General features: G+C 35.7%; 24 protein-coding genes. 14 read left to right on the top strand and 10 right to left on the bottom strand.

Features of this window, described 5'->3' with window-relative positions; all coding sequences use genetic code 11:
* Positions 1 to 207: 207 nt before the first annotated feature.
* The 9 genes from MYP_RS02055 (at position 208) to MYP_RS02015 (ending at position 10,607) form a co-directional block, all read left to right on the top strand.
* Positions 208 to 537 carry a hypothetical protein gene (locus MYP_RS02055; RefSeq protein ID WP_052429894.1) on the top strand — a complete coding sequence of 110 codons (330 nt, stop codon included), beginning with the start codon at positions 208 to 210 and terminating at the stop codon, positions 535 to 537.
* 160 nt (positions 538 to 697) lie between these two features.
* Positions 698 to 1,054 (top strand): hypothetical protein, encoded by a 357-nt coding sequence (locus MYP_RS02050; protein ID WP_045457758.1) that lies wholly within the window; start codon positions 698 to 700, stop codon positions 1,052 to 1,054.
* 143 nt (positions 1,055 to 1,197) lie between these two features.
* Positions 1,198 to 2,319, top strand: coding sequence for an efflux RND transporter periplasmic adaptor subunit (locus tag MYP_RS02045; RefSeq protein WP_045457756.1), 1,122 nt, complete (start codon positions 1,198 to 1,200; stop codon positions 2,317 to 2,319).
* A 25-nt stretch (positions 2,320 to 2,344) separates the two neighbouring features.
* Entirely contained in the window at positions 2,345 to 5,500 is a 3,156-nt protein-coding gene (locus MYP_RS02040; RefSeq protein ID WP_045457752.1) for an efflux RND transporter permease subunit, read from the top strand.
* 3 nt (positions 5,501 to 5,503) lie between these two features.
* The gene (locus tag MYP_RS02035) at positions 5,504 to 6,925 is read left to right on the top strand and encodes an efflux transporter outer membrane subunit (RefSeq protein ID WP_045457748.1); all 1,422 of its coding nucleotides are present in this window, start codon (positions 5,504 to 5,506) and stop codon (positions 6,923 to 6,925) included.
* A 180-nt stretch (positions 6,926 to 7,105) separates the two neighbouring features.
* Positions 7,106 to 8,086 carry a bifunctional methionine sulfoxide reductase B/A protein gene (locus tag MYP_RS02030; protein ID WP_197059987.1) on the top strand — a complete coding sequence of 327 codons (981 nt, stop codon included), beginning with the start codon at positions 7,106 to 7,108 and terminating at the stop codon, positions 8,084 to 8,086.
* Between the two features lie 151 nt (positions 8,087 to 8,237).
* Positions 8,238 to 8,858 (top strand): sterol desaturase family protein, encoded by a 621-nt coding sequence (locus MYP_RS02025; RefSeq protein WP_045457745.1) that lies wholly within the window; start codon positions 8,238 to 8,240, stop codon positions 8,856 to 8,858.
* A gap of 137 nt (positions 8,859 to 8,995) precedes the next feature.
* Entirely contained in the window at positions 8,996 to 9,901 is a 906-nt protein-coding gene (locus MYP_RS02020; protein ID WP_045457742.1) for a class I SAM-dependent methyltransferase, read from the top strand.
* 241 nt (positions 9,902 to 10,142) lie between these two features.
* Positions 10,143 to 10,607, top strand: a complete 465-nt coding sequence (locus tag MYP_RS02015; protein WP_045457738.1) for a VOC family protein — start codon at positions 10,143 to 10,145, stop codon at positions 10,605 to 10,607.
* A 40-nt stretch (positions 10,608 to 10,647) separates the two neighbouring features.
* Here MYP_RS02015 and MYP_RS02010 read toward each other — a convergent pair whose 3' ends face one another.
* The gene (locus tag MYP_RS02010; protein WP_045457735.1) at positions 10,648 to 11,628 is read right to left on the bottom strand and encodes an NAD-dependent epimerase/dehydratase family protein; all 981 of its coding nucleotides are present in this window, start codon (positions 11,626 to 11,628) and stop codon (positions 10,648 to 10,650) included.
* 65 nt (positions 11,629 to 11,693) lie between these two features.
* On the opposite strand from MYP_RS02010, the gene MYP_RS02005 reads away from it, so the two are divergent.
* The 3 genes from MYP_RS02005 to MYP_RS01995 all read left to right on the top strand — a co-directional run bounded on the left by MYP_RS02005 (position 11,694) and on the right by MYP_RS01995 (position 15,253).
* On the top strand, positions 11,694 to 12,083 hold the full coding sequence (locus MYP_RS02005; protein ID WP_045459073.1) for a nuclear transport factor 2 family protein: 390 nt from the start codon (positions 11,694 to 11,696) through the stop codon (positions 12,081 to 12,083).
* Between the two features lie 249 nt (positions 12,084 to 12,332).
* Positions 12,333 to 14,648 carry a choice-of-anchor Q domain-containing protein gene (locus MYP_RS02000; protein WP_045457732.1) on the top strand — a complete coding sequence of 772 codons (2,316 nt, stop codon included), beginning with the start codon at positions 12,333 to 12,335 and terminating at the stop codon, positions 14,646 to 14,648.
* Positions 14,649 to 14,905: 257 nt separating this feature from the next.
* Positions 14,906 to 15,253 carry a YegP family protein gene (locus tag MYP_RS01995; protein ID WP_045457728.1) on the top strand — a complete coding sequence of 116 codons (348 nt, stop codon included), beginning with the start codon at positions 14,906 to 14,908 and terminating at the stop codon, positions 15,251 to 15,253.
* Positions 15,254 to 15,497: 244 nt separating this feature from the next.
* Here MYP_RS01995 and MYP_RS01990 read toward each other — a convergent pair whose 3' ends face one another.
* Positions 15,498 to 16,511: a helix-turn-helix transcriptional regulator gene (locus MYP_RS01990; RefSeq protein WP_045457724.1), complete on the bottom strand. Its 1,014-nt coding sequence runs from the start codon at positions 16,509 to 16,511 to the stop codon at positions 15,498 to 15,500.
* Between the two features lie 102 nt (positions 16,512 to 16,613).
* On the opposite strand from MYP_RS01990, the gene MYP_RS01985 reads away from it, so the two are divergent.
* Positions 16,614 to 16,949 carry a DUF1508 domain-containing protein gene (locus MYP_RS01985; protein ID WP_045457720.1) on the top strand — a complete coding sequence of 112 codons (336 nt, stop codon included), beginning with the start codon at positions 16,614 to 16,616 and terminating at the stop codon, positions 16,947 to 16,949.
* Positions 16,950 to 17,448: 499 nt separating this feature from the next.
* Here MYP_RS01985 and MYP_RS01980 read toward each other — a convergent pair whose 3' ends face one another.
* From MYP_RS01980 to MYP_RS01950, 7 genes are all read right to left on the bottom strand, one after another.
* Positions 17,449 to 18,021, bottom strand: coding sequence for a Crp/Fnr family transcriptional regulator (locus MYP_RS01980; RefSeq protein ID WP_045457717.1), 573 nt, complete (start codon positions 18,019 to 18,021; stop codon positions 17,449 to 17,451).
* Between the two features lie 83 nt (positions 18,022 to 18,104).
* Positions 18,105 to 19,223: an ABC-2 transporter permease gene (locus tag MYP_RS01975; protein WP_045457713.1), complete on the bottom strand. Its 1,119-nt coding sequence runs from the start codon at positions 19,221 to 19,223 to the stop codon at positions 18,105 to 18,107.
* A gap of 17 nt (positions 19,224 to 19,240) precedes the next feature.
* The gene (locus MYP_RS01970; RefSeq protein WP_045457710.1) at positions 19,241 to 20,347 is read right to left on the bottom strand and encodes an ABC transporter permease; all 1,107 of its coding nucleotides are present in this window, start codon (positions 20,345 to 20,347) and stop codon (positions 19,241 to 19,243) included.
* A 3-nt stretch (positions 20,348 to 20,350) separates the two neighbouring features.
* Positions 20,351 to 21,112, bottom strand: a complete 762-nt coding sequence (locus tag MYP_RS01965) for an ABC transporter ATP-binding protein (RefSeq protein WP_052429893.1) — start codon at positions 21,110 to 21,112, stop codon at positions 20,351 to 20,353.
* A complete protein-coding gene (locus MYP_RS01960) occupies positions 21,099 to 22,028 on the bottom strand; it encodes an ABC transporter ATP-binding protein (RefSeq protein ID WP_045457707.1) in 930 nt (309 codons plus the stop codon). The genes MYP_RS01965 and MYP_RS01960 overlap by 14 nt, the downstream gene beginning before the upstream one ends.
* Before the next feature lie 9 nt (positions 22,029 to 22,037).
* The gene (locus tag MYP_RS01955) at positions 22,038 to 22,934 is read right to left on the bottom strand and encodes an HlyD family secretion protein (protein ID WP_052429938.1); all 897 of its coding nucleotides are present in this window, start codon (positions 22,932 to 22,934) and stop codon (positions 22,038 to 22,040) included.
* A gap of 69 nt (positions 22,935 to 23,003) precedes the next feature.
* Entirely contained in the window at positions 23,004 to 23,660 is a 657-nt protein-coding gene (locus MYP_RS01950; RefSeq protein ID WP_231569988.1) for a TetR/AcrR family transcriptional regulator, read from the bottom strand.
* A 271-nt stretch (positions 23,661 to 23,931) separates the two neighbouring features.
* Between MYP_RS01950 and MYP_RS01945 the strand changes: the two genes are divergently transcribed.
* The gene (locus tag MYP_RS01945) at positions 23,932 to 25,548 is read left to right on the top strand and encodes a lysylphosphatidylglycerol synthase domain-containing protein (RefSeq protein WP_045457701.1); all 1,617 of its coding nucleotides are present in this window, start codon (positions 23,932 to 23,934) and stop codon (positions 25,546 to 25,548) included.
* Positions 25,549 to 25,766: 218 nt separating this feature from the next.
* Here the strand turns inward: MYP_RS01945 and MYP_RS01940 are convergent, their stop codons facing one another.
* On the bottom strand, positions 25,767 to 26,693 hold the full coding sequence (locus tag MYP_RS01940) for a DUF4249 family protein (protein WP_052429892.1): 927 nt from the start codon (positions 26,691 to 26,693) through the stop codon (positions 25,767 to 25,769).
* Between the last annotated feature and the right edge of the window lie 2 nt (positions 26,694 to 26,695).

The following is a 26,695-nucleotide window of genomic DNA, read 5'->3' as shown; positions in this document are numbered from 1 at the left end:
ATTAAATATCGCCCTATACTTCATTGACTATCAAAATCTACACTTTAACATAACTAAAAGCCAATGCTTTTCTTGACAAAGAAGCGGATCAACTGACGACAGAAGAAGACTCTCATTACCTGCACAGCTTTTCGGATGAAGAGCTTTATGAGATGTTGATGAAACCTGACGTGGAGCAATATTAATGACAAGATCGCCCACAAACTCTTGACACAAAGAGGAAAACAATTTGATCCTGAACTTTTAAATGCCCTAAGGACGCAGAGGATCGAGGACCTAGCCAGACCTGAAGAAAGTCAAAAATCCTGGATATTAATGGGATATATAATGGTTATTTTTGGTGGCTTCATTGAAATATTTATCAACTGGCATATAATAACTTATAAAAAATCTCTTCCAAATGGTCAAAAAATCTATGCTTACATACAAAATGACCGAAAGCATGGAAAGGCCATATTTATTATAGGATTGATTATCTTCCCTATCACCTTCCTCTTTTTACTTTATTTAGAACTTCGTTTTTTTGTAAACATATGATGCAAGAAATTGAATCTTTTACATCATCCCCTTCCGCCTATGAATTTAATCAATTATTTCTATCAATAATACAATATCCTATGCCGTTTTTAATTATTTAATTATTTTTCCATTCGAAAAGTACAAACGAAGCAAATCTTTTCGTTATATTGGCTAACATATGTGGAAAAAGGCGCTGACATATATACTATTACTATTCTTTATCAACACTGCACTTTTGCCTGGCGAAAATGAAGATGATACCCCCTTCAATGATATTGAGGAAGTGGAGGAAGAATATAACAGTATCGTCGAGCTGATCCTGGAGGTTTTCCTGGAAATGCCGGACGACACTCCAGAAGATGAAGATGATGACAATCCCGACTGGGTCAAGAAGACCAACGATTTTTATTATTGTCAGATTATAGATATTTCGATAGAACATTTCCTTTTGATAGAGGATCCAAAATCGCCATTAATTTTAAGGCCTTATTCTTCTTTTTTGGAACATTCATCACCTCCCCCAAAGCAGGCATAATTCATTCATATTTTAACAAATTCATAGCTTATTATAGCATTGAACGATTGTTTAGTATTATCTAAATGATACTTCATTAAGTCAGAATTTCCTTTAAAAAAATTCTGTCTGAAGTATTCCCATTCTTTTTAAAAGACTTAAATATGAAAAATTATACAGGGACGGCTTGTATGCTTTTGTGCATACTGATAATGGCTTGCTCTTCACATAAAGAAAATCCAATCAAAATAGAGACATTTCCAGTAACAAGTCCAGTTATACTCGATACTTCATACATAAAAGAATATGTTGCCGATCTGCATGCAGTAAAAAATGTCGAAATAAGAGCCAGAGTATATGGAGAAATCAAAAAGATCCATATAGATGAAGGACAGGCGGTGAAGCAAGGACAACTGCTTTTCAGCATTGAAGATTATTCATACAGGGAAGAACTTTCCAAGGCTAACTCTAATTTAAAAAATGCAGTTGCAGAAGCTAAATCGGCGGAGCTTGATTTAGTCAATGCCAAAACCCTTCTTGAAAAAAATATTGTTTCCTCAACAGAAGTGGCAAGAGCTGAAGCCAAGCTGGAAGCACTTAACGCAAAAATTGAAGAAGCAAGGTCACTGGTATCCAATGCAAGTTTGAAACTATCCTTTACACAAATCAAAGCTCCATTTGATGGTCTTATTGACAGAATACCTCTTAAGATGGGAAGTCTTGTAAATGAGGGAACACTATTAACTACCATATCTGATAACAATGAAGTTTTCGCATACTTTAATGTTTCTGAAAATGAATACCTGAATTTTGTAACACATGCAAAACAACAGGCAGAGAAAAGAGAGGTAAGCTTACTTCTTGCCAATTCAGCGGAACACCCTTATAAAGGCAAGATTGAAACCATAGAAGGAGAGTTTGATAAAGCAACAGGAAACATTTCTTTCAGAGCCCGTTTTCCAAACCCTGATAAAATTCTGAAGCATGGGGCAAGCGGTAAAGTACTCTTGAAGACTAACCTAAACAAGGTGATGATCATTCCTCAGAAGTCTACCTTTGACATACAAGATAAAACCTTTGTTTTCCTTGTGGATCAGAACAATGAAGTCAAGCTGCAGAACATCAAAACTAAGCTGAGGCTTCCTCACCTGTTTGTGCTTGAATCTGGTCTTTCTCCTAAAGACAGAATAGTCTATGAAGGATTGCAAAGAGTTCGTGAAGGAGATAAGATCATTCCAGAACCTACCTCCATTGATTTATATTCAGCTAACTCAATAAATAATTAATACAGGCTTTTAAATAGCGTACATTATGATTTCAAAATTTATACACAGGCCTGTGTTATCAATAGTGATATCTCTGATTATCACTTTGCTGGGATTGCTGTCTCTGACTCAGCTACCAATGACTCAGTTTCCCAATATAGCTCCTCCGGAAGTAAACGTAACCATTGAATACCCTGGAGCCAATGCAGAAACAGTGATCAAAGCCGCTATAGTGCCTTTGGAAAGAGCTATCAATGGGGTGCCGGGAATGAAATACATGTCCTCCGATGCTGGAAACGATGGTGTCGGTGTCGTTCAGATCATTTTCGATATCGGTACTGATCCTGATATTGCTGCTGTAAATGTGCAGAACAGAGTTTCTGCTGTAATGGGGGAATTACCTTCTGAGGTTATCAAAAACGGTGTAAAGATCGCTAAAGTTGAAAACAGTATGCTTTTATACCTAAATGTTTTCAGCTCTGATCCGAATCTTCAGGAAAAATTCATTTACAACTTTACAGATATAAATATCCTTGCCGAGCTTAAGCGTATTCAGGGTGTGGGTTATGTAGATATCCTGGGAGCCAAAGAATATTCCATGAGGATATGGCTTAAGCCGGATAAGATGCTTGCTTATAATATTGACACAGACGATATCAGCAGGGTCCTGCAGGAACAAAACATAGAAGCTGCTCCGGGTAAAATAGGTGAAAGTTCAGACAAATCAGCTCAGGCATTGCAGTATATTGTAAAATATACCGGGAGATTTAACACAGAGGAGCAGTATGCCAATATACCTATCAGAGCCAATTCAGACGGACAAATTCTTAGAATAAAGGATGTAGCAGATATTGAGTTCGGAACTATGTACTTTGACGTAGAATCAAAGCTCAACGGAAAACCATCTGCATCTTTGATGTTAAAGCAGCTACCCGGTTCTAACGCCAGTGAGGTTATTAAAAATGTAAAACTCACTATGGAAGAAATCAAGAAAGCTTCTTTTTTAAAAGGAATGGATTATGAGATCAGCTATGATGTTTCAAGATTTCTTGATGCCTCCGTACATGAGGTGATTAAAACCCTTATTGAAGCATTTATACTTGTATCGCTGGTAGTTTTCATATTTCTTCAGGATTTCAGATCTACTATCATTCCTGCTATCACCGTTCCTGTCTCCTTGATAGGTACTTTCTTTTTCATGAAGTTATTCGGTTTTTCCCTGAACCTGATAACCTTATTTGCTTTAGTACTTGCAATTGGTGTTGTAATTGATGATGCCATAGTTGTCGTAGAAGCTGTCCATGCAAAACTGGAAACAGGAAAATATACTATTCAGAAAGCTACGGAAAGGGCTATGAAAGAAATCAGCGGAGCAGTACTTGCCATTACCCTTGTTATGTCAGCAGTATTTATTCCAACTTCATTTATGACAGGGCCTGTCGGTATCTTTTATCAGCAGTTTTCAATAACTATGGCTATAGCCATTATTCTTTCTGGTGTTGGTGCACTTACCCTTACCCCTGCTCTTTGTGTGTTATTTCTAAAGCCTGTTCATCATGACGAGCCCAAAAAAAACTTCTTAGGCAGATTCTTCGGAATATTTAACTTCTGGTACGAAAAGATCTCCGGAAGATATCAAAAACTGCTAAGCATGATAGCAAACAGAAAAGTTGTAACCTTTGCTGTCTTACTGGCATTCTCAGCGGGAACAGGAATATTAGGTACTACGCTTCCTTCAGGATTCATTCCCGAAGAAGATCAGGGAATGTTCTATGCCAGTATTACCACACCATCAGGTTCTACACTGGAAAGGACCAAAGCTATAGTAGATGAAATAGAAAGATCTTCTAAAGATATTCCTGCTATTGAGTCTGTATCAACACTTGCAGGAACGAACATCCTTACAGATGGTACGGGAGCTACATTCGGCACCTGCCTTATCAACCTCAAACCATGGGATAAAAGAGATGAGTCTGTTGATGAAATTATGGATCTTGTAATAGAAAAAACTTCTCATATAAAGGATGCTAAGATTGAGTTCTTCCCTCCTCCTGCTGTTCCCGGATATGGTAATGCCAGCGGATATGAGCTCAGACTTTTAGATAAGGCCGGTACAGGAGATATCAAAAAGATGGAAAGTGTGGTAAATCAGTTTATAGAAGATTTGAAAGCAAGACCTGAAATAGCAACTGCATTCACCATCTTCGATGCCAGCTACCCTCAGTATCTGCTGCATGTAGACTATGACAAGGCTGCTCAGAAAGGCGTAACGGTAGGAAAAGCCATGAATTCATTGCAAACATTATTGGGTAGTGAATATGCAACTAACTTTATCAAATTCGGACAAATGTATAAAGTGATGGTGCAGGCTTTACCCGAATACAGAGCCGACCCTGATGATATATTGAAACTGACGGTAAAAAATGATAAAGATGAAATGGTTCCTCTTTCTGCATTTATAAGGCTTGAGAAAATTTTCGGAGCGGAACAGCTTACCAGGTATAATATGTTTCTCTCTGCTGAGCTCAATGGCGAAGCTGCAGAGGGTTACAGCAGCGGAGATGCCATTAAAGCTATACAGGAAGTTGCTGCAACCAAACTACCTTCAGGGTATGGAATAGACTGGGCCGGTATCACTAAAGACGAAGTAATGTCCGGTAATCAGACCATATATATATTTATTATCTGCCTACTCTTCGTTTACCTCCTGCTTTCAGCACAATATGAAAGCTTCATACTTCCTTTATCTGTAATCTTATCACTTCCTGTAGGTGTATTCGGAGCATTTTTCATGCTGTCAATACTTGGCCTTGAAAATAATATTTATGCTCAGATCTCTATGGTGATGCTCATAGGCTTATTGGGTAAAAATGCAATCCTTATAGTTGAATTTGCAATGCAAAAGCAGAAAGAAGGTAAAACACCTCTACAAGCTGCTATAGAAGGTTCACAGATCAGATTAAGGCCAATATTAATGACTTCATTCGCATTCGTTGCCGGACTTATTCCGCTTATGTTTGCCAGCGGCGCAGGGGAAGTTGGCAACAGAACCATAGGATCAGCAGCTGCCGGAGGAATGTTTTTCGGAACTGTGTTTGGTTTGATCATCATACCGGGCTTATATGTATTCTTTGCAAAGATTGTAGAAAGCAGAGAGAAGAAAGCCATGAAAGAACAATTTTCATTAACAGAGTCGATTTAACCAATGAAGAATTTATTAGTAGTTATAAATATAACTTTGTGTATCCTTATTTCAGGGTGCAAAAGCACCGATCCAGGTTCCGGATTTAGTAAGAGAATACCTTCCTCCTATCTCGGAGAGAAAGACTCCCTGAACGCTGCAAAGATCAATTGGAGAGAATACTTTAATAACCCTATTCTCACAGATCTGATTGATACCGCATTAAACCAAAACTTTGACGTACTTAAATCTTTTCAGCGGATTGAGGCCTCCAGAGCAGGTGTCAGGGCCTCTATAGGAGCCTTGCTCCCGACTGTCAGTGGGTTCGGTTCTGTGGCACAAAGAAGATACGGACTTTATACTATGGATGGGGCCGGTAATATTTCAACATATATAAACCCGGATGAAATTGTACCAATAAATTTACGAGATTATTATACCGGCCTTCAAACCAGCTGGGAGATTGATATCTGGGGAAAGCTCCGTAACAGAAAAAAATCTGCTGTTGCCAGATTTTTTGGTTCCATTGAAGCCAAAAATCTTATTGTGACAAATATTATTGCTGATGTAGCCAATCATTACTATCAATTACAAGCGCTCGACAATAAACTTGAAATTCTGAGAGAAAATATAAAGCTTCAGGAAAATGCACTATTGATCGTGCAAACACAAAAGGAGGCCGGTATTACCAACGAACTTGCAGTAAAACAACTTGAAGGGCAAGTTTTAAATTCAAAGAACCTGGAGAAAGAAACGCTTCAGGAAATACTTGAAACCGAAAACAGAATAAACTTTTTGCTTGGAAGATTTCCTCAGTCCGTTAGACGAGATAAAGATCAATATAAAGATTCCCTTAATTTTATCGTCAATGTTGGCGCACCTGCTGATTTGCTTGGAAACCGCCCTGACATAAGACAATCAGAGTTTCAATTAAAAGCAGCTAAAGCAGATGTTAAAGCAGCACAGGCTGCCTTTTACCCTTCACTGAACCTTACAGGTGCCTATGGATATCAGGCATATAAAACCGGGGTTCTGTTTAGAAGTCCTGAATCTATAGCTTATACGATTTTCGGAGGCCTTACAGCTCCACTGTTAAACAGAAGCCAGATCAAAGCAGAATTTCAGAATGCTAACGCAGCACAAACAGAAGCATTATACAATTACCAGCAAAGTGTCATTAATGGACATATTGAAGTATATAATGAACTGGCAAAACTAAAAAGGCTTCAAGAGATTCACGACCTGAGAACCAGGGAATCCCAGGCACTGAGTGAATCTGTAGATATTTCCACTGAATTGTTTAAATCTGGACGCGCTAACTATCTGGAAGTAATCATTTCCCAGCAGAAGTCATTGGATGCTCAACTCCTGCTCGTGGAAGCAAGAAAAAGGCAAAATATTACAAAGACTAATATCTACAAGGCTCTTGGAGGTGGATGGCGATAATACCTTACAGAAATTTATTCATATTAATTGGAGAGACGCCGTATAAGGCGTCTCTTTTTTTTTTAAGACTGTCATTTTGAAAAAACTCTAGTTATTGATTGTTTTTTATATATTTTAACTAAATTTTCCTATCTAAATTTGTTCATTCAGAAAAAAGTGAACTAAAACATCCAACTTCAAATGATACTAAAGTGGCTCGACGTACTAAAATTTATTAATCAAGGTAATCCGGAACCAGACCAACGGGTAAATAAGTCGGAACAAGAATGGAAGCAGATACTTACCGAAGAACAATTTTATATTACCAGAAAAAAAGGGACAGAACGGGCTCATAGTTCTGAAATGTGCAATCTGTTTGAACCTGGGAAATATGCATGTGTATGTTGTCATACCGTGTTGTTTGATAGTGAAGAAAAGTTTCAGAGTAGTACAGGATGGCCTTCATTTACTCAACCCATAAAGGTAAATGCAATTGCATACCACAAAGATGTTTCTTTTGGGATGTACAGAGTAGAGGTAACATGCAATACCTGCGATGCTCACCTCGGACATGTATTCCAGGATGGCCCACCTCCTTCCGGATTGCGTTACTGTATCAATGCTGTATCATTGGAGAAAATCAAATCAGAGGAACGAAAAGCTGTATTTGGTGGTGGGTGTTTCTGGTGCACGGAGGCTTTATTCCATCAGCTTAAAGGTGTAGTAAAAGTTGAAAGCGGATACAGCGGCGGAACTACTGTTAATCCTACCTACAGAGAAGTATCAAGCGGAAAAACTGGACATGCTGAAGTAATTGAAGTTACTTATATTCCTTCAGAAATCAGCTATGAAGACTTATTAAGCATCCACTTATCAACGCACAATCCCACAATCTTTAACAAACAAGGAGCTGACCGGGGTACACAATACAGAAGCATCATATTTTATAAAAACGAAGAAGAAAACTCTACAGCAATTAAAGTGATTGAAGAAATTCAAAATTTACTTGATGAAAAAATTGTCACTGAAATTGCAGCTTATAAGCAATTTTATAAAGCAGAAGAATACCATCAGAATTATTATAACAAAAACCCTGAAGGAGGCTATTGTCAGAATGTTATTGATCCAAAGCTTAAAAATTTCAGAGAATTGTATAAAAATAAGCTGAAACAGAACATCTGATTTAGTTTGAATGGATATCACACCGTGAAGTTTATCGGATAGATTCAACTGCAATATTTTATTTTTTAAAAAAAATATTCATACCTCATAGGGGTTCTCACAGGATTAAATGTCTTCCTTATAAATCAAACCGAAAACCCAGTTGAACGCTATGATCAGAACCAAAACTTCACAAAATGCTGGATCCCCCAAACTTTTTGAGAATCGTAATCTTGAGAAACTAACACATACACATATTGCTGTACCGATAGGTATATTTATTATATTTTCGTCTTTTCTCCTTTGCTTCTCATTTGCCTACACAAATCTGAGGACATTTCCCATCCTTTTATTATTTTTTACAGGAATGATTGCATTCACACTGGCAGAATATCTAATGCACAGATTTTTATATCATATCAATTCAACTTACAACAAAAAAATTAAAAGATTACAGTATCTTATTCACGGTGTTCATCATGATCACCCAAAGGATAAAAGCAGGCTGGCAATGCCTCCTATCCTTTCACTATTTGTTGCCTTACTGCTCTTATTAATCACTTATATGTTAATTAATGACCTTGCATTTGCTTTCTTACCAGGGTTTGTGATGGGCTATACAACTTATCTCTATATTCATTATTCCATACATGCCTATCCTCCACCTAGAAATAAACTAAGAATACTTTGGAAACACCATGCTATTCATCATTATAAAGATTCAGGAAAAGCATTTGGTGTATCGTCACCTTTCTGGGATTATGTATTCAAAACAATGCCTGAGGAAAAATAAATACTAAATAATTAAACATTTTCTTCAAAAAATTATTTTAAACAGGAAAAGGTAATTTTTCTTATCCTAAGAATCAGGCCGTGCTCACGATCTGATTAAAAGTCAAACAACAATTTTAACCGAAACAATATTAATATATGGCAACCAAACAGGATCTGGATTTTACTTATACTACACTTGATAAAATTTTTCGTCTCAGCATTGGGGAAACCGGAGATTTCAGCGGAGCAAGGTACAATGGAGACTTCTCTCTTACTCTCGAAGAGGCACAAAAAGCCAAACATGAATATATAGCAGATCAGTTAAGAATCAAAAAAGGATCAAGGGTATTAGACCTAGGCTGTGGTTGGGGACCATTTATCAACTACGCAACATATAACAGAGGTGCAAAATGTATCGGACTTACCTTATCTGACGGACAGGCACAAGCTTGCAAAAGCAAAGGATTTGAGGTACACATTAAGGATTGTAGAAAAGTAAAACCAACAGACTTCAACACTTTTGATGCAGTGGTTTCTTTGGGTGCATTTGAGCATTTCTGTTCTGTAGAAGAATATAAAGCAGGCAAACAAGAAGAAGTCTACCAGAGCTTCTTTAAATCTGTCGCAGACTTACTACCTAAAGGCGGAAGGTTTTATCTTCAAACAATGGTGTTCGGTAAAAATATGATACCTTATGAAAAATTTGATATCAACGCAGATAAAAATTCAGATGCTTATATTCTGGCTTTAATGGAAAAACAATTTCCTGGATCCTGGCTGCCATATGGATCTCAAATGATTTTAAAAAATGCAGATCCTTATTTTAGTCTGGTAGATATGAGTAGCGGAAGATTAGACTATATAGAAACCATCAAACAATGGAGAAAAAAATTCAGACAATTTAACCTGGAAAAATACATTAACTACCTTAGCCTTATTCCAAGTTACCTTACTGATAAAGAATTCAGACACAAAGTAGCTGTGTTCAAAATAAGTCCGAATATGGTATGCTTTGAAAGAGAGCTGATGGATCATTACAGAATCGTATTTGAAAAAAAATAATGTTCTGGATAAGCCATCACTAAATACATACATCATCCAATCCGCTAAAGGGTTCCCCAGGTAATCGAAAGCTGCAGATATGCAATCTGCAGCTTCTTTAATTTATAATAATTCATGTTAATAAAATTAAACTGTCGCACTTCCCCATATTCTTTGTCAAATATGACATCCAAACAAATCTTTTCCTTAATTTATCTTTGCAATAATTACGTTAAATTATTCATTGACTAAAATCAATCATATGCAAAAGATTACTCCATTTCTCTGGTTTGACGGACAAGCAGAAGAAGCTGTCAACTTTTATACTTCTATGTTTAAAGACTCAAAAGTAGTTAATATGAGCCGCATGCCTGATGGCAAGGTTATTTCAGCAACATTTCTCTTAAACGGACAAGAATTTATGGCACTCAATGGAGGTCCAATGTTCAAATTTACAGAAGCAATTTCCTTGTTTGTTAAATGCGAAACACAATCTGAAATAGACAGCATGTGGGAGAAATTATCTGAAGGAGGTTCCAAGGGAAGATGTGGGTGGTTAAAAGATAAATTCGGATTATCATGGCAAATTATTCCTCCAATTCTTGGAGAACTTATGGGAGATAAGGACCCAGCCAAATCTCAAAGAGTTATGCAGGCCATGTTAAAAATGGACAAAATCATAATCCAGGATTTAAAAGATGCGTATGAGGGATTGGTAAAAGCTTAAGTAAAAAGAACAGACAGAGTTTATTATTACTCTGTCTGTTCTACTCTTCTTTGTTAAAATAATGCTCTTCTTCTTCAGAGCATTGAATTATTCTCCTGATAGAGGTTTCAATGGAAGTTATTTCATAATTGAGTTCCTTCCTGGCTTTTGATGAATCAACATATATAAAATGATTCCCTGTAAGAAAATTCTCATGTGTTATCAGAGATTTGCCAAAAAGCGGGTAAAGAATTTTATCATTAAACAAACTTAAAAATAACATAATACCAGCAGGCAGGTAAATTGTACTTCTCTTATCCAGCTTTTTAAAGCACTCAAAAACTTCACTAATTTTAAGATTGTTTCCTCCAAGATTATAAATCTGCGGTTTCAGAGATGTTTGTAGAATAAGTCTTTCAATAGCAAAAATATAAGCTTTAGCAACATCTTCCATCAAAGCAAAACCAGCTCCACCTTTTAGTCCGGCAACAAAGCCCTTTCTATAAAATTTATAAAGGTTTTTAACTGTAGACTTTTCATTAGAAATAAGACTGCAAGGGCGAAGTATAATTCTTGGAATTCGGGCATCTAAAACTATCTTTTCTCCCTCTATCTTGGAATATGCATAAGCAGATTTATAGGACACTACCGGAACAGATTCTTCATTCAAAACATCAGGATTTATTGTGCTTCCATATATAACCACAGAACTGGTATGAAGGAGTTTCTTATTAAACTTTTCACAGGCTTTCACGATATTTTCAGTGCCTTCTACATTAATTGCTCTGAGCTTATTTAGATCTTTTTTATAACTAACATATCCACTTACATTAATTACAATATCAGACCAGGAGACCGCCACCTCTATTGAATTAGGTTTTAGAATATCTCCTTCAAAAAATGTAAGTCCATGTTCACTTTCAATTGCCCTTTGATTTGGATGTCTTATTAAAAGAGCAATATCCCATTTATTCTTAACTAATTCTATAATGATCGCCCTTCCTAGTTTTCCTGTTCCTCCGATCAATAATACTTTTGTCATTTATATTTTTTTATCATAATTTTCACAACTTACATATAAAACTTGATAAATCTAAAAAAGGCGATATGGAATCTACCATTGATCAATCCAAAATAATCAAGGAAATTGAGGAACAGGAAAACAGACTTTTATCAGCTGTTATGAAAAGTGATGTATCCGCTTTAAACGAACTGATTCATGATAATTTACTTTTCAACCTGCCTGATGGACAAACCGGTACTAAGTCTATGGATTTGGATGCATACAGAACAGGAAAAATGAAAGTGACTGAAATCTCCGCCAGCGATCGAAAAATTAATATTATCGATTCTACCGCAGTAGTTGCAGTCACCATTGAACTAAAGGGTAAATTTATGGATGTAACCATAGACGGAAAATACAGATACCTTCGAGTATGGAAATTTAATCATGACATGTGGCAAATTATTGGAGGAAGTTGTACTATTCTCAAGTAACATTCATTGAAGATAAAGTATCCGTGGAAAGGCAGTGGTCTGATATAATACCACTGCATATATACTTTTAATAATTTTCTGCCTATTATTTTTTACTAATGAGTTATATTAATCCCAACTCATTACTTTTTTATATAATACAAACCTGCTCATAATAGACCGAACAACTTTACAGCTAAAAAGTTGTATACCAATTATTTATCAGTATATTGCACTGTTTTTTTTAACCCAAAACAACCAATTTCAATCATGAAAAAAAGAAGACTAATTTTTACATTAGCATTGCTATGCTTTCTTAGGATTGTAGAATCTCATGCAACAAAACTAACTGTTATTAATATCAACGACGATGGTGCAGGTTCTTTGCGCCACATCGTCAATAATTCAGCACCAGGTGATACCATTATTTTTTCACCAATTATTAACAACTCCAAAATTATTCTATCAGGAGGCTCACTGACGATTTCTCAAAATCTTGTGATACTAGGCCCCGGACAAGATAAACTATCTGTTAGTGGCAGCAATGGATGGGCGATTTTTAATATAGCACCTGCTGTAAACGTTTCTATTTCGGGTATTACAATAACAGATGGAAATGTTCCTTATGAAGGTGATGATCTGCATTCCGGAGCCATCTATTCAGAGGGAAATCTTACGATGGAGCTTGTTACGATGAAAGGAAATTCAGCCGGTGCTATTTACAACACCGGTTCACTTACACTCAATAAAGTTATTATATCGGGCAACTTTGTATATACTGGCCAATACAAAGGTGACGCCGGTGCGCTATTCAATGAAGGTACCGCAGTGATTACAGACTGCGAAATCAGCAACAACAGCGGATTTGGTATATTTCTAGATGCAGGCACTGGCGGTATATCTAACCTGGGAACAATGAGCATATACAATAGCTCTATAAATAACAACCTTTCCAGCGGACAATATAGCTCAGGTGCAGGAGGAATTAAAAATTCCGGATATTTGAATATTTACAACTCCACGATCAGCGGCAATTCAACTTCTTCAAAAGGAGGTTCTCCTGGTGGAATTTACAACTTAAATGTGCTCAGCTTAGAAAACTCCACTATTGCTTTTAATATAAGCTATTCTTTTGGCGGACATCAAAATAGCGGTCTGTATAGTTATGGAACGCTAACTATAAAAAACACAATCATCGCTCAGAACGGTCCTTTAAACTTATATGAGATTGAAGGAGATCCTGTAATATATGGAGAACTTCTTTCAATAGACGGATCAGTATATGGCACTGTAAATGATTTAGGGTACAACTTCATCGGCGTAAATGACGGGATCAACCTGACTGCATTAACAAACAAACTAGGTTATGTAACCAAACCCATTAATCCACTTTTAGGGCCCCTGCAAAATAATGGGGGCATTACCACTACTCATTCTTTGCTGGAAGGAAGCAGATGCATTAATAGCGGTAAATTTACCAATGATGCTACTTTTGATCAAAGGGGATATCTAAGAACAAGGCCTGACATTGGAGCATTTGAATTTATTTCCCAACCAGCTATTACTATTGTAAACCCTACAACAGGTACAAACTTTGAAGCTCCTGCTGACATTAAAGTAGATGCTGAACTTTCAGATCAGAAAGCTTATTTATTGATCAAAAGTGTTCCAGGCTATAGAAAGCTTAAATTGGGTTATGATTCTGTAAATATTTACCATGCCACTAAAAACGTAATTGCAGGTGGTAACAATAAACTTGAAATAACCCTCAGAGATTTTGACGGGAACGCAGACTGGACAAAAATTCAGGTAAGACCAAACGGAAGCATTGCCAATCCTGTAGCTCTTGCTCCATATATCAGTCAGGCAGGAGGCGCAACGAATCAATTTGTAACTATTACAATTCCATTATCAGCATTTGACTCCAGTATCGACTTTACAAAGCTAAACGTATTCGAGCTCCCATACAGTGCTAATGCGGGATCATTTAAAATAGGTATACAGAAGATCATCTTTACAGGAGGTTCTGCACCATTCTTATGGTTTGGAGATTCCAAAATTGAAAATGCATTTGACGGCGGAGCTGTAGGCGGCCAACTCTATGCTTCTCTTATACCTGCAACTTCTCAGGATTACGTGAGCAGAGTAGAATTTTATGAAGGATCTGTAAAATTAGGTGAAGATACTACCGCTCCATACTCTGTGACTCTTGAAAATGTAAATCCAGGAAACTACCAGATCACAGCTGTTGCTAAAACCATTTACGGAGAATCAATAACCTCTTCTTCTGTAGAAGTGATTGTGAACTACCCTGCACGTGAGTCAGCTCAAGAAACATCATTAAGTTCAACAGATGCACTTATATATCCAAACCCTGTTGCTGATAAAGTAACAATAAGACCGGAGATTGAAAATGCAAAAATTATTATTTCTGATATCAATGGTACTGTTCAATTTGAAAAGGATTATAATAATCTTTCTGGAGGTCAGGCAGATCTTTCATTCCTTACTCCTGGTATTTATTTTATAAAAATAGAAGACCACGATAATCAATACAAAAAGATTGTAAAACTGGTAAAATTATAAGATCAATTTCAACCAGAATTAAGATCCCTTCATTCAAAATAAATGAAGGGATTTTTTATTTTTAATGATTTTAAAAATTGATCAATGCGATTTCCAAGCATTCTTTTTAAATATTAACTACTTCACTCCCATTATCTTTCTCTCTTATTTTCTCTTTAATCCCACACGCTCCTAGCATTTTTTTAAAAATATTTCACAACGAAAACCACTTGCGTCCCCTCCTTCTACTTTTGATATATCAACAAAAAGCAATAAAAATGGAATTTATACCCAAGTTTCAAATCACGTTTAATAACCAGTTTAATTACAGATTAAAATCTACAACTGGAAAAGTTATTTTATCCGGACAAGGCTATATATCTCAGGAAGCGTGTCGTAAAGGAATAGAACAGGTAAAAGCGAGTGCACCATACGATAGCAGGTATGAGAGAAAAAATTCATTAAACAACAACCAGTATTATTTTATACTAAGATCAGCAAACGGAGATTCACTTGGCAGAAGTGAAATGTATTACTCGCATGAAGCAAGAGAAGAAGCCATTGACGAAGTCAGCAGAACAGCACCATTCTCAATGGTGGAACAATACGCAGATTTTATATTCTAAACTTTTTGACTATACTTTTTAATCTTATTTTTCTCATAAGCAATTAACTTTTAAGGAATCATTTTTTAAACTAAAAGTTCTTGCAGGACAATACCTGCAAGAACTTTCAAAATTATGAATGAATAAAAAATAAATTGTGCTTACTGTCGATTAAACTGTCATGTAATAGTGCAAGAAGGAGTAAAAATGCTTGTTGTCTGAGCAACTTTAAACTTTATACTTTTAACTTTTCGCTTTAAGCTTTCTACTCCCAATAATACGCATATGCTTCTTTCAGCACCTCTCCTACCTGCTTTCTCAAAGATTCAGGAGCTAGCACCTTCACATCTTTTCCATAGCTTAAAATTTTGGAGACAAGTTCATAATTAGGTACCAGATTCAGCTTGATTATAAACTCTTTATCATCCTGTTTAATTATCTTCTGAGAACTATGCAGATATTGTGTTTTCAGGTACTCTGCCTGGTTGAGCGAAAAAGATAATATAACATCCTCTACCGGCCCCTTTGAATAAGTTATTCCGATTGTATTTTTAAAATAATCTTCTGCACTGAAATCTTTCAGCATAGAGAATTTTATCAGCCCTTCATGATTACTGATACTTACAATCCTATCGAGGCCGAGTGTGATAACCTCCTTCCTGCTTTCACCAAGGCCCAGCAAATACCAGCGGTTTGCATACTCCTTTAAAAGATAAGGATGAATGATATGTTTCTTCTCAGTCTTTGAGTTAAATTTTTTATAGACAATCTCTACAACTCTTTTATCCTTTATACAATCAATCAAGGTTTCCAGATGATCAGCTCCTTTGTAATAAGGAGCCTTTTCAAAATCAACTATAGTGTCTGATATATCAAAATTTTTGTTCTTCAGGTTATTTACCACCTTTACAACTTTATCAACAGCTCCTGCAAATTCATTCAGAATTCCAAAATTTTTAAACTGCCCTAATACAGCCGTTGCGAATTCAAAAGCTTTTAAATGTGCTTCGTTAAGAGGTATTCTATAAATAGAATAATTCGGTTCTGTATAATGATACCCATTGTGATCTTTACAAAATTCAATAGGTGCTTCAAATTTTAACTGCGCATTATAACGCATATTGTGGATATCATTATCCAGAGTCCTTGCACTGATTTTAATATCAACGCGCTCATCAATTCTCTGTATCAATTCATTTTTAGTCCAATACTTCTTTTTTCCTGAAAGACATTCGTCAATTACCTGATATCTTGAAATCTGATTTTTACTTCCTGCCATAATTCTTCAATTCTTTTATAAAAGTAAAATTAGTTTTTGGGGACGCAAATGATTTGCGTTGGCAAAATATATTTTTGATATAACCAAAACGCTAAAACAGATATGGAAAGCAATCCAAAATTCCAAATTTATCTTAATTTTTACAGATTAAAATCTCCAAAAGGAGACATAGTTCTAACCGGCGAGGGATATGCCACACGGTTGGAATGCATCAACAAAATAGAGCATGTTAAATCCAGTGCATCAAAGAGTTCCAGATACGAGAGAGTAATTTCAAATAATAATGAGTACTACTTTATCCTGAGATCTGCTAATGGGGAACGCATAGGTAAAAGTGAAATGTATCCTACTCCAAGGCTCCGGGAGGAAGGTATTGAAACAGTTCTGAAAATTGCACCTTTAGCTGCAATAGAAGAATTTCCGGGGCACGAATACTAGCTACTGAAAAAATAAAACTCTTTTTTTTTAGTTCTTTTTAGGGTTACTTTTTAAAGGTTATTTTTTTGGCTCTTGCAGGTGTAAGGTCCTGCAGGAGCCACTTATTTAATGGTATTTTGTAAATTCATGGTACTTCATTTCAAAAATTTCAGAATTTCTTATACATCCAGGACTCCCCTAAAATGTCTTTAAAACACAGAAACTCTTCCTTCATCTATCTCAATCGCAAAACATGCTAATTATTAAAAAGGTAAACATTCCCTCTCTTTTCCAAAAATTAACCACTAAAAGCATTTTACATATCTTAAAATTACTGATGGACATCATATCCGACAATACTTAAGACACCTTCACAATTCTATAAAACAATTCATAATAAGTTTAATTGCATTATATATTGTAAACGTTTTAAAAAACATCAATTAAACAAATAATTAAATAAGCAATGAATGGTTTATCAATGTTTTACGGTAACGTTCTTAGTATAATTTTTCATCATTTAAGAATTTCTCAGATCTGACCTTATTCTGCTTAATGTAACCTGATTAATACCTAAATATGATGCAATATAACCTAACTGAACTCTCTCTGTGATCCGAGGATATTGCATTTGAAGAGATTCGTATTTTTCTCTTGCTGTCTGAAACTGCTGAGACAAAAATCTTTTTTCAGCTTTTAAAAACTCCTCCTCTGCCATTTTTCTTCCCCAGTTAGCGAGCTCAATATTTTCTTTATACAAATCCTGAAGATAGTTAAGATCCATCTCATACAACAAAGACTCCTCAAGCAATTCAATGGTTTCATACCCGGGTTTATTTGCAATATAACTATGAAGGGTCATAATCATTTCTCCTTCAAACCCAAACCAAAATGTAATCTCCTTGTCTTCTTTATAATACAATGCTCTTACGGCTCCTTTTTCTAAAAAATATATTTTGCTGCTTATCGCTCCTTCCTTAAATAATATAGCTCCCTTTGCTAAAGAAACAATCTTCATTCCATCCAGAAACAGTTCCACAGCTTTTGCAGAAAGAGGATACAATTGATTTATCTTCTTGAGAATATTTTCCATTACTTACTATAGATCAAAAATCCTATAATGTATATATATCAAATTCCTTCACTGTCCCTGATATAACACTACTTAAATGTCCGCTAATTCCTCTTTTTATAATTTAATATTGCCCAACTATTTAGTACAATAGCAAATAGAATCACTGCAATAAACTGAGAAGCCACATCTCTCAGCGTGCTACCTTTAAGAATAACCATACGCATTACTTCTATGAAATATCTTACCGGGTTAAATTTTGTTATAATCTGTGCCCACTGAGGCATGCTTTCAATGGGAGTGAACAATCCTCCCATTAATATAAATACCATCATAAAAAAGAACATGATCAACATGGCCTGCTGCTGAGTGTCTGCAAAGGTGGATATAAGTAATCCCAAACCAAGGGCTGCCAGAAGATAGACTCCTACAAACAGATATAATAGTCCAAAATTTCCAACAGGACTGATACCATATACAAACCTTCCGAGGAGCAGCCCTATCGTGAATATCACATTAGCAAGCACCCAAAAAGGAATCAACTTTCCAAGAATAAAATGATGCTTTTTTATCGGGGTAACATTTATTTGCTCAATTGTACCTACTTCTTTCTCACGGACTATATTGAGTGCGGTAAGAAAGCTACCCACTAATGTAACCAATATTGCCAGTATACCTGGAACAAAAAATAACCGATAGTTCATATACATATTAAACCAGTTAGAAGAAGCTATTTCAATTGTAGTAGCCTGACTAAATCTCGATCCTACCGTGAGCTTCATTCGGAGGTCATTATTAAAATTACCTATAATAGTTGAAAGATAGGCTCCCCCAAGATTTGCTTTAGTTCCATTAATAGCATTTATGGCAACAAATATTTTCTCTTTATTTTCTCTTACCAAATTCCTTTCAAACCCATGAGGAATCTCCAATATAAGATCGGCTTTATCTGATTTAATTGATTCATACGCATCATTATAAGAAGCATTATAACTTTGCAACCGAAAATAACCAGAACTAGTGATCTGAGATATCAGTTTTTGGGTATAAGTAGATTTATCATTATCAACAACAGCCAGATTAATCTTCTTCACCTCATAATTAGCCGCCAGAGGCATAATTATAAGCTGAACCGAAGGCATCACAAATATAATGGCCAATATTGCCTTATCTCGGAATATTTGTTTGAATTCTTTTCTTAATAAAAAGATCAATGTTCTCATAACCGGACTATCATCTTTTACTCCAATCTGATTTTAAAACTTTTGAGACTAATCAACAGAAACACTATTGTAATCCCTATAAGAACTAAAGTCTCTCTCCAGATATACATAAACCCTACTCCTTTAATCATCACTGACTTTACAATAATGTAATACCACTTTGAAGGAACAATATTTGATATAATCTGCAAAGGTAGAGGCATATTCTCTATCGGAAACATATATCCACTGAATAAAACGGTAGGCAGAAACATTCCCACCAGAGAGATCATCATCGCCACTTGCTGAGATTTGGCTTTAATAGAGATAAGTATACCAAGGCTCAAACAGCAAATAATAAAAAGGGTGCTTTCTCCTATTAATAACATCAGGCTTCCTCTGACTGGTAGCTCCAGCAAAAAGGTGCTTAAGGTAAGGATAGCTCCGAGGTTGACCAAAGATAGCGCTATATATGGAATAGCTTTAGATAAAATCACCAGAAAAGGCTGAAAGGGCGAAACAAGCAAAACCTCCATTGTGCCCATTTCCTTTTCTTTCACAATGGAAATAGCCGTCATCATCACACACACCAGCATCAGGACCAATGCCATTACACCTGGAACAAAATTTGGAGCACCCAGCAATTGAGGATTATATAACATTCTCACCTCAGGTATAATCTGATATGGAACCGCCATCAACTCCATACGATCGGATAGATAATCTCTGACGATCGCTGACACGTAATTAGTAACCAGAGTTGCTGTGTTGGGATCAGAAGCATCGGCAAGAATCTGTATCTGAGCTTTGTTCATATGCTCCAGATTTTCATTAAAATGATCAGGAAAAACTACTGCAGCTTTAATCTTCCCATCTCTGAAACTCTGAATTAATTCCTTTTGAGACAAAACATTTCTTTCAAGCTTAAAATATCGGCTGGCACCTAATCTGGTGATAATAGACTGAGAAGCCTCATCACGAGCATAGTCCACCACTACTATTGGAGAATCTTTCACTTCATTGGTCAAAGCAAATCCGAATAAAAGTATCTGAACAACTGGCATTCCAAATAGAATCAATAAAGTCTTCTTATCACGTAGTACATGATAGAATTCTTTTCTTACAAATACTAAAAATTGTTTCATCTCCTAATCTGATCGTTTTGCACTTCTTGCCAGCTGATAAAACACTTCGTCCATTGATGTTGCCTTGAAATTTATCTTCAGATTGGAAGGAGTGTCCAGTACTTCCATTTTTCCGTCAACCATTATAGAGATACGATCACAATACTCAGCCTCGTCCATATAGTGGGTCGTAACAAAAACAGTTATGCCTCTCTCTGATGCCTCATAAATCAGATCCCAAAACTGTCTGCGTGTCAAAGGATCTACACCTCCCGTAGGTTCATCAAGAAAAACGATTTTAGGGTCATGTAGCACCGCCACCGAGAACGATAACTTTTGTTTCCATCCTAATGGTAAAGAAGCAACCAGCTTTCTAGCTTCATTCTCAAGATCAAGCTTTTCTACAAGATTTCTCCCTTTATCTTTAATCTCCTTCCTTGTAAGACCATATATTCCTCCAAAAAATTCTATATTCTCAAGAATGGTAAGATCTTCATATAAAGAAAATTTTTGACTCATATAGCCGATGTTTTTCTTGATCTCTTCAGTTTGCTTATAAACATCATAACCGGCAACCATCGCATGACCTGAAGACGGAACCGACAAACCACATAACATCCTGATAGCAGTGGTTTTACCAGCACCGTTTGCACCAAGGAATCCGAAGATCTCTCCTTTATATACATCAAATGTAATCTCATTTGCAGCTATAAAATCTCCAAAGCGCTTTGTAAGATCTTTGCAAACTATTACTTTTTCCATTGCATCAGATTTATTCTTGTGCATGATTGTATCGGCTTAACAACTTTATAAAAGTATCTTCTATTGTTGGCTCAATGATTTCTATTTCTATTTGTTTTAATCCTCTCTCCTCAAGATATTTTATTAATTCATTATCTTCCATCTGCGGATCAAAAACAGCATGAGCAAATTCTCCAAAAGCATAGCTGGATTTCCTTTGAGGAAACAATTCCAATAGCTTAAGAAGAGGATACATTTTGTTTGCTTTTATGGCATATAATTTTTCTGAAAAAGAATTTATAATGGCAGCTGGTGTGTCTATTGATAAAATCTTTCCGCTTTGAATCAAGGCTATTCTGTCGCATCTATTGGCTTCATCCATATAAGGAGTTGATACCAATATTGTTATTCCTTGTTCCTTCAAGCGTTTAAGCATATCCCAGAATTCTTTACGGGATACAGGATCTACACCAGTTGTGGGTTCATCAAGAAACAATGTAGTTGGTTTATGAATAAGCGCACAACATAAAGCCAGCTTCTGTTTCATCCCGCCTGACAATTTACCGGCTCTCCTTGTTTTAAATTTTTCTATCTGTATGTAGATATCTTTTATTAAAGAATAATTTTCTTCAACAGTAGTATTAAAAACTGTGGCAAAAAAATTCAGATTTTCTTCGATTGTCAGATCCTGATATAAGGAGAATTTACCAGGCATATATCCGACCGTATTTCTGATTTTTTTAAAATCCCTTACAACGTCAAATCCATCAACCGAAGCCTTTCCCTTATCAGGCAACAATAAGGTCGTGAGCATCCTAAAAATACTGGTTTTTCCTGCTCCATCAGGACCTATCAGGCCAAATAACTCTCCCTTTCCTACTTCAAATGAAATATTATCTACGGCAAGGATTTTGCCTTTCTCATAGGTTTTGGTAAGATTTTTTACTGTTATGGCTGACATACGATCCCACTAAAGTTTTACTTCACCATACATGCCTATTTTAAGATATCCGTCATTTTTCACCCTGATCTTTATGGCATAAACCAGGTTTGCACGCTCGTCCTTTGTCTGAATTGTCTTTGGTGTAAATTCTGCTGTACTACTAATCCACTCAATCATACCAGAATATTCTTTGTATGAACCTTTATCTGCGTAGACAAGAACCTTTACTTTCTGATTCAGCTTTACTATAGGCAACTGACTCCCTGTAATATATGCTCTGAGAATAATAGTTGAGAGATCTGCAATTTTATATAAAGGTTTTCCAACAGATGCGATTTCATTTGCTTCAACATATTTACTCAGCACTGTTCCCTTAACAGGGTTTAGAATAATACTCTTTCGCAACTGATCTTCGACTTGTGCTATCTGGATGGTAATAGGATCTGCCTGCAGAGTAATACCTTTGGATGTAATATTCAGAGAGGAATACAAAGCATCCAGCTGCCTGTGCAATACATCAACCTGAGCTGTAATATCATCCAATTGCTTTTGAGGAATAGCATCTTCCTTTGCAAGGTCCGTAAACCTTTCCTTATCTTTCTCAGCAGCCTTTATCTGGGCCTTCAGAGAAGCTATCTGCCTGCTTATATCAGGTTTCTGACTAATTGTGGATTTAATCTGAGCTTCCAGTTGTTTCATTTTGAGGAAAAGCTGAATGGTATCTATATATCCGACATATTGACCTTGGCTCAAATCCTGTCCTTCCTCTAACTCAAATTCCTTTATAACTCCATTTCCTTCTGAAGAAATAATTGTTTCAACTGCTTCAAAAGTACCTGTAGCATCATAGGACGTCTGTTTGGAACAGGACAATAGGATAATAACTATTAAACATCCCCCAAAATACTTGATTACTGTATTCATATTACTTGTCATAAATCCATTATTATAATCTCAAAAGAGGAAACATATCCGAATGTAATGCATATCTCACTATTTTGCTTTCAAAATTGCCTTTACCCATAAGGGGATCAGTTTCTTTCTTTCGTTGATAAGTACTCCAAAAGCTTTATCATCAACCTGACCAGAAGAAAAAAGTATTGGCTTTGCAATGAAAGGAAAAACAACCATCCCAAGAATATTAATAACAAAATGAATTGGGTTTATATCAGACCTTCTTTCCCTTATCTGCTTTATCATTACAGAATCAGAAAATATTTTTGTTACCTGCATTTTACTTACAAATCTTTCAGGATTACTTCTGATTTCATGAAGAATAAACAACGGCAAATTTTCGTTTACAGATAGCATATCTATATATTCCGAAGCGATTGCTGTCAGCTTTTTATCTAGGCTTGTGGAGGGGTCATTTGCCAATGGTATAATGATTTCAAACAGCTGCTGCAGCTTTTCCATCATAATGATCTCAAATAACTTTTCTTTGCTTCTGAAATAATAATTAAGTAAAGCAAGGTTGAGCCCGGCCTCCTTTGCAATGTCTCTTGTTCTGGTTGCAGCATAACCTTTCTGAGTAAAGACTTTTATGGCTGCTTCCTTCAACCGCTCTTCAGCTGAAAAATCAGCTTCCATTTCTTTTTCTTTCTTTTTTGCCATATCATTCCTCTTTGCAAATAAAATACAATCACTCATTTAAACAACTTTTTTAATCAAATGATTAAAAAAGTTGTTTAAACTTGTTCAAAATCACTACTTTTTATATTTTTCAATAGATTGAAAAATAAACTGAAAAACTTCCCGACATAATTTAAATTCAAACACCAACAAAACCGACAGGAGCCCAAGAGGTTAAAGTTTAGACACTGACGTTATTCAACAACTTAAAGCAGTACCTTATTCAATTCCAATTATTTTTTATTCTCATAAAGAAAACATTCTATTCTTAGTCAGGTTTTCTTTTGTTATGAGTTTGTTAAAAAAAATCAAATCCTGGATAAGATCATACTGGCAAATACTATTAGGACTTCTTTGCTTTTTCTTTGCTGTCATTTTTTTTGCCAAATCCGGAAATGAGATCAAAGAAATATCTTCTGCACTAGAAAAGGCTCATACATTTTGGATCATTACCGGATTATTAACAAGTGTAGTTTATGTACTTTTGCAGGGACTATTATACTTTTTCAGCTTCAGAACCATACGATGCTATCCAGGATATTTCAGCATGGTCATACTCTATTTAAAGCGATTCTTAATCAGTGTCATCCTACCTGCTGGTGGAGTTACATCTTTGGCTTTCTCAACCAAGGAAACAGAATCTCAAAATATATCCAGACCCGTATTAATTTTCGGATCATCCATATACATGTTCACGAGTTGCACCTCAATCTTCTTATTTTCAATTCCTGCAATACTGATCACATCACTGACAGAAAAAGATAATCTTATAAACCCTCTTATTGTCATTCCGGTAATCATTATACTTGCAATACTGGTAATTACTTTTTCCTCCTATAAAAAACACGGCAGAGCTTATACATTAATTAAAAAGAATTACCCCACCTTGTCAGAGAGATTAGACGAGATAAATCTTGAAAAATTCTCAACAAAATTTCTGATCTACACCTTCTTAACTTCTGCTCTTCTTGACTTTACAGGCATTTACTTTGCTTTCTCTGCAATGAAAGCTATATCAGGAAAAGGAAGTCTGGCTATGGCTTTTCTCTCGTATGTCGTTGTTTTTTTCATCTCTATGATCTCTCCATTTATGAATGGACTGGGAGCAATTGAAGCTGCACTTACTTATTTATTTAAGCAATATGGGTTATCGCCGGCCCATGCTTTATTAACAGCGCTTATCTACAGATTATTTAGCTTCTGGACTCCTTTGCTTTATTCTGTCTTTTCATATCTATTGTATAAAGACAGTTTATTTCTGAAAATATTACCGGCCTTGGTTTGCCTCTTGTTAGGAATGCTTAATATCCTGACCTTACTAATTCCCGCAGATTTCATACATTTCAATGTAATCAGGGACATGATTTCTAATGAACTTTTTTATACATCAACCTATGTACAATATGTGACAGGCGCTATATTAATTATCAATTCTATTTATCTGTGGCAAGGTTACAGAACTGCATGGTACATTGCCCTTCTTGGAGCTTTTATATCCTCTATAGCACATCTGACCAAAGGCGGGTATTATGAATACTCGATAGTTTCATTTCTGATCATCATAATACTATTATACACCGAAAGAAACTATACTTTACAAACCAATCTTTCTGATTTCAAAAGAGATTTTAAGTTTCCGTTATTCTTATTTATTGTAATAATATTATATGGAACATTAGGATTTTATCTAATGGATACTATTAACTTCGGAAAAACCTTTACAATCAAAGAAGCTTTTAGTCTATCATTAAAAAACATACTCCTTATAGGAGATTCACGAACCAATCAATCTGGAGCATTTGGTAATTTCTTTATACTTTCTCTAAGATCTGCAAGTATTGTTTGCTTTCTCTATGTCCTTATATTGACTTTACTTCCATTAATAAAAGGACGTCAGCATGATTAACTTATTCCTTCTATAAAAAATAAAAACTAGTAAAGTATATAATTAACCCTTATGCGCAAATAGGTTATCCCAATTAGACCAAAATTTCCATTATTATTCCCAAAACAGGAGAGTGTATTTTTAATTACTCAAAATATTCTCTTAAGGAGAAAAAATAAAAAGAATAAAAAGGAATTTAAAAGCCATACTTATGCGTGAACAAAAGTATGGCTGCTATATTATTTAATACGGCCGTATGAGTTTGGTACAATAGTCTCTGCTCTCGAAACGGCAGAGGTACAGAAAAAGCCTACAGCCTCATTATCCTTTGATGTAATATTAACAATATTGGTTGGAACGTTGGCTGGTGGAGGAGAAAATAAAGCTCCTAAAGGTCCGCCGCCTCCAAGTGAAGCCTGAGAAGCTACAGATTGCAGAAAAAAGGCAGCATCTTTAGTAACGGAAAACAATTCAACCATAAACTTTTGGCCATCCAGCCATTGATCATTTTCATCCCCTCCATTATCGTTCACAGGAAATCGTCTTAAAGGATAGATATACATAAGACCATCTGCACCTGCTGACTCACTTAAACCTCCATCATAAGCAATAGCAATTCTGTCGGCATCAGTATTTCTGACATCATTTTTATAACTTCTGATCCATACATTATCGCCCAAACCTGCCGGATCTATTGCTCTGTATTCTGCCTGATACTTTCCGGGTATGATTTCATCATTAATATCCTTTATAGGATCAAAAAAGACCGAATCAACCGGAGGAACTCTTGTCATCAAAGAATAAGCCGAATACGTTTGCCCTTCAAATTCTATTAACAATCGGTAAGAATGGTCAACAATCAGCATTGAATCTCCTCGTACCTGCGAAACATATACTCCTGCCCCAGCTTCCGTAAACACATACTCTTTCTGAGTTGTCTGATCCAATACTTTAACAGTTGCTCCACTTATTTTTTTAGGTCCGGAATTGTCAAAATAATATTGAGTACTTGAAAGATATATCGTTTGTTTTTCGGGAAGATCCGTTATAAAAGCATCCACTACTAAAGCAGGCTTCCCAGATTTAAGTGTTTTACTTAAATCAACTTTATCCTCACACGCTGCAAGCCCTATAAGTAATAAAAATAATAAAACCTTATTTTTCATTC

Origin of the sequence: Sporocytophaga myxococcoides (assembly GCF_000775915.1) — a bacterium.
Classification (GTDB): domain Bacteria; phylum Bacteroidota; class Bacteroidia; order Cytophagales; family Cytophagaceae; genus Sporocytophaga; species Sporocytophaga myxococcoides_A.
Note: the sequence above shows the minus strand (reverse complement) of the source record. Positions and strands in the feature narration are given on the sequence as shown.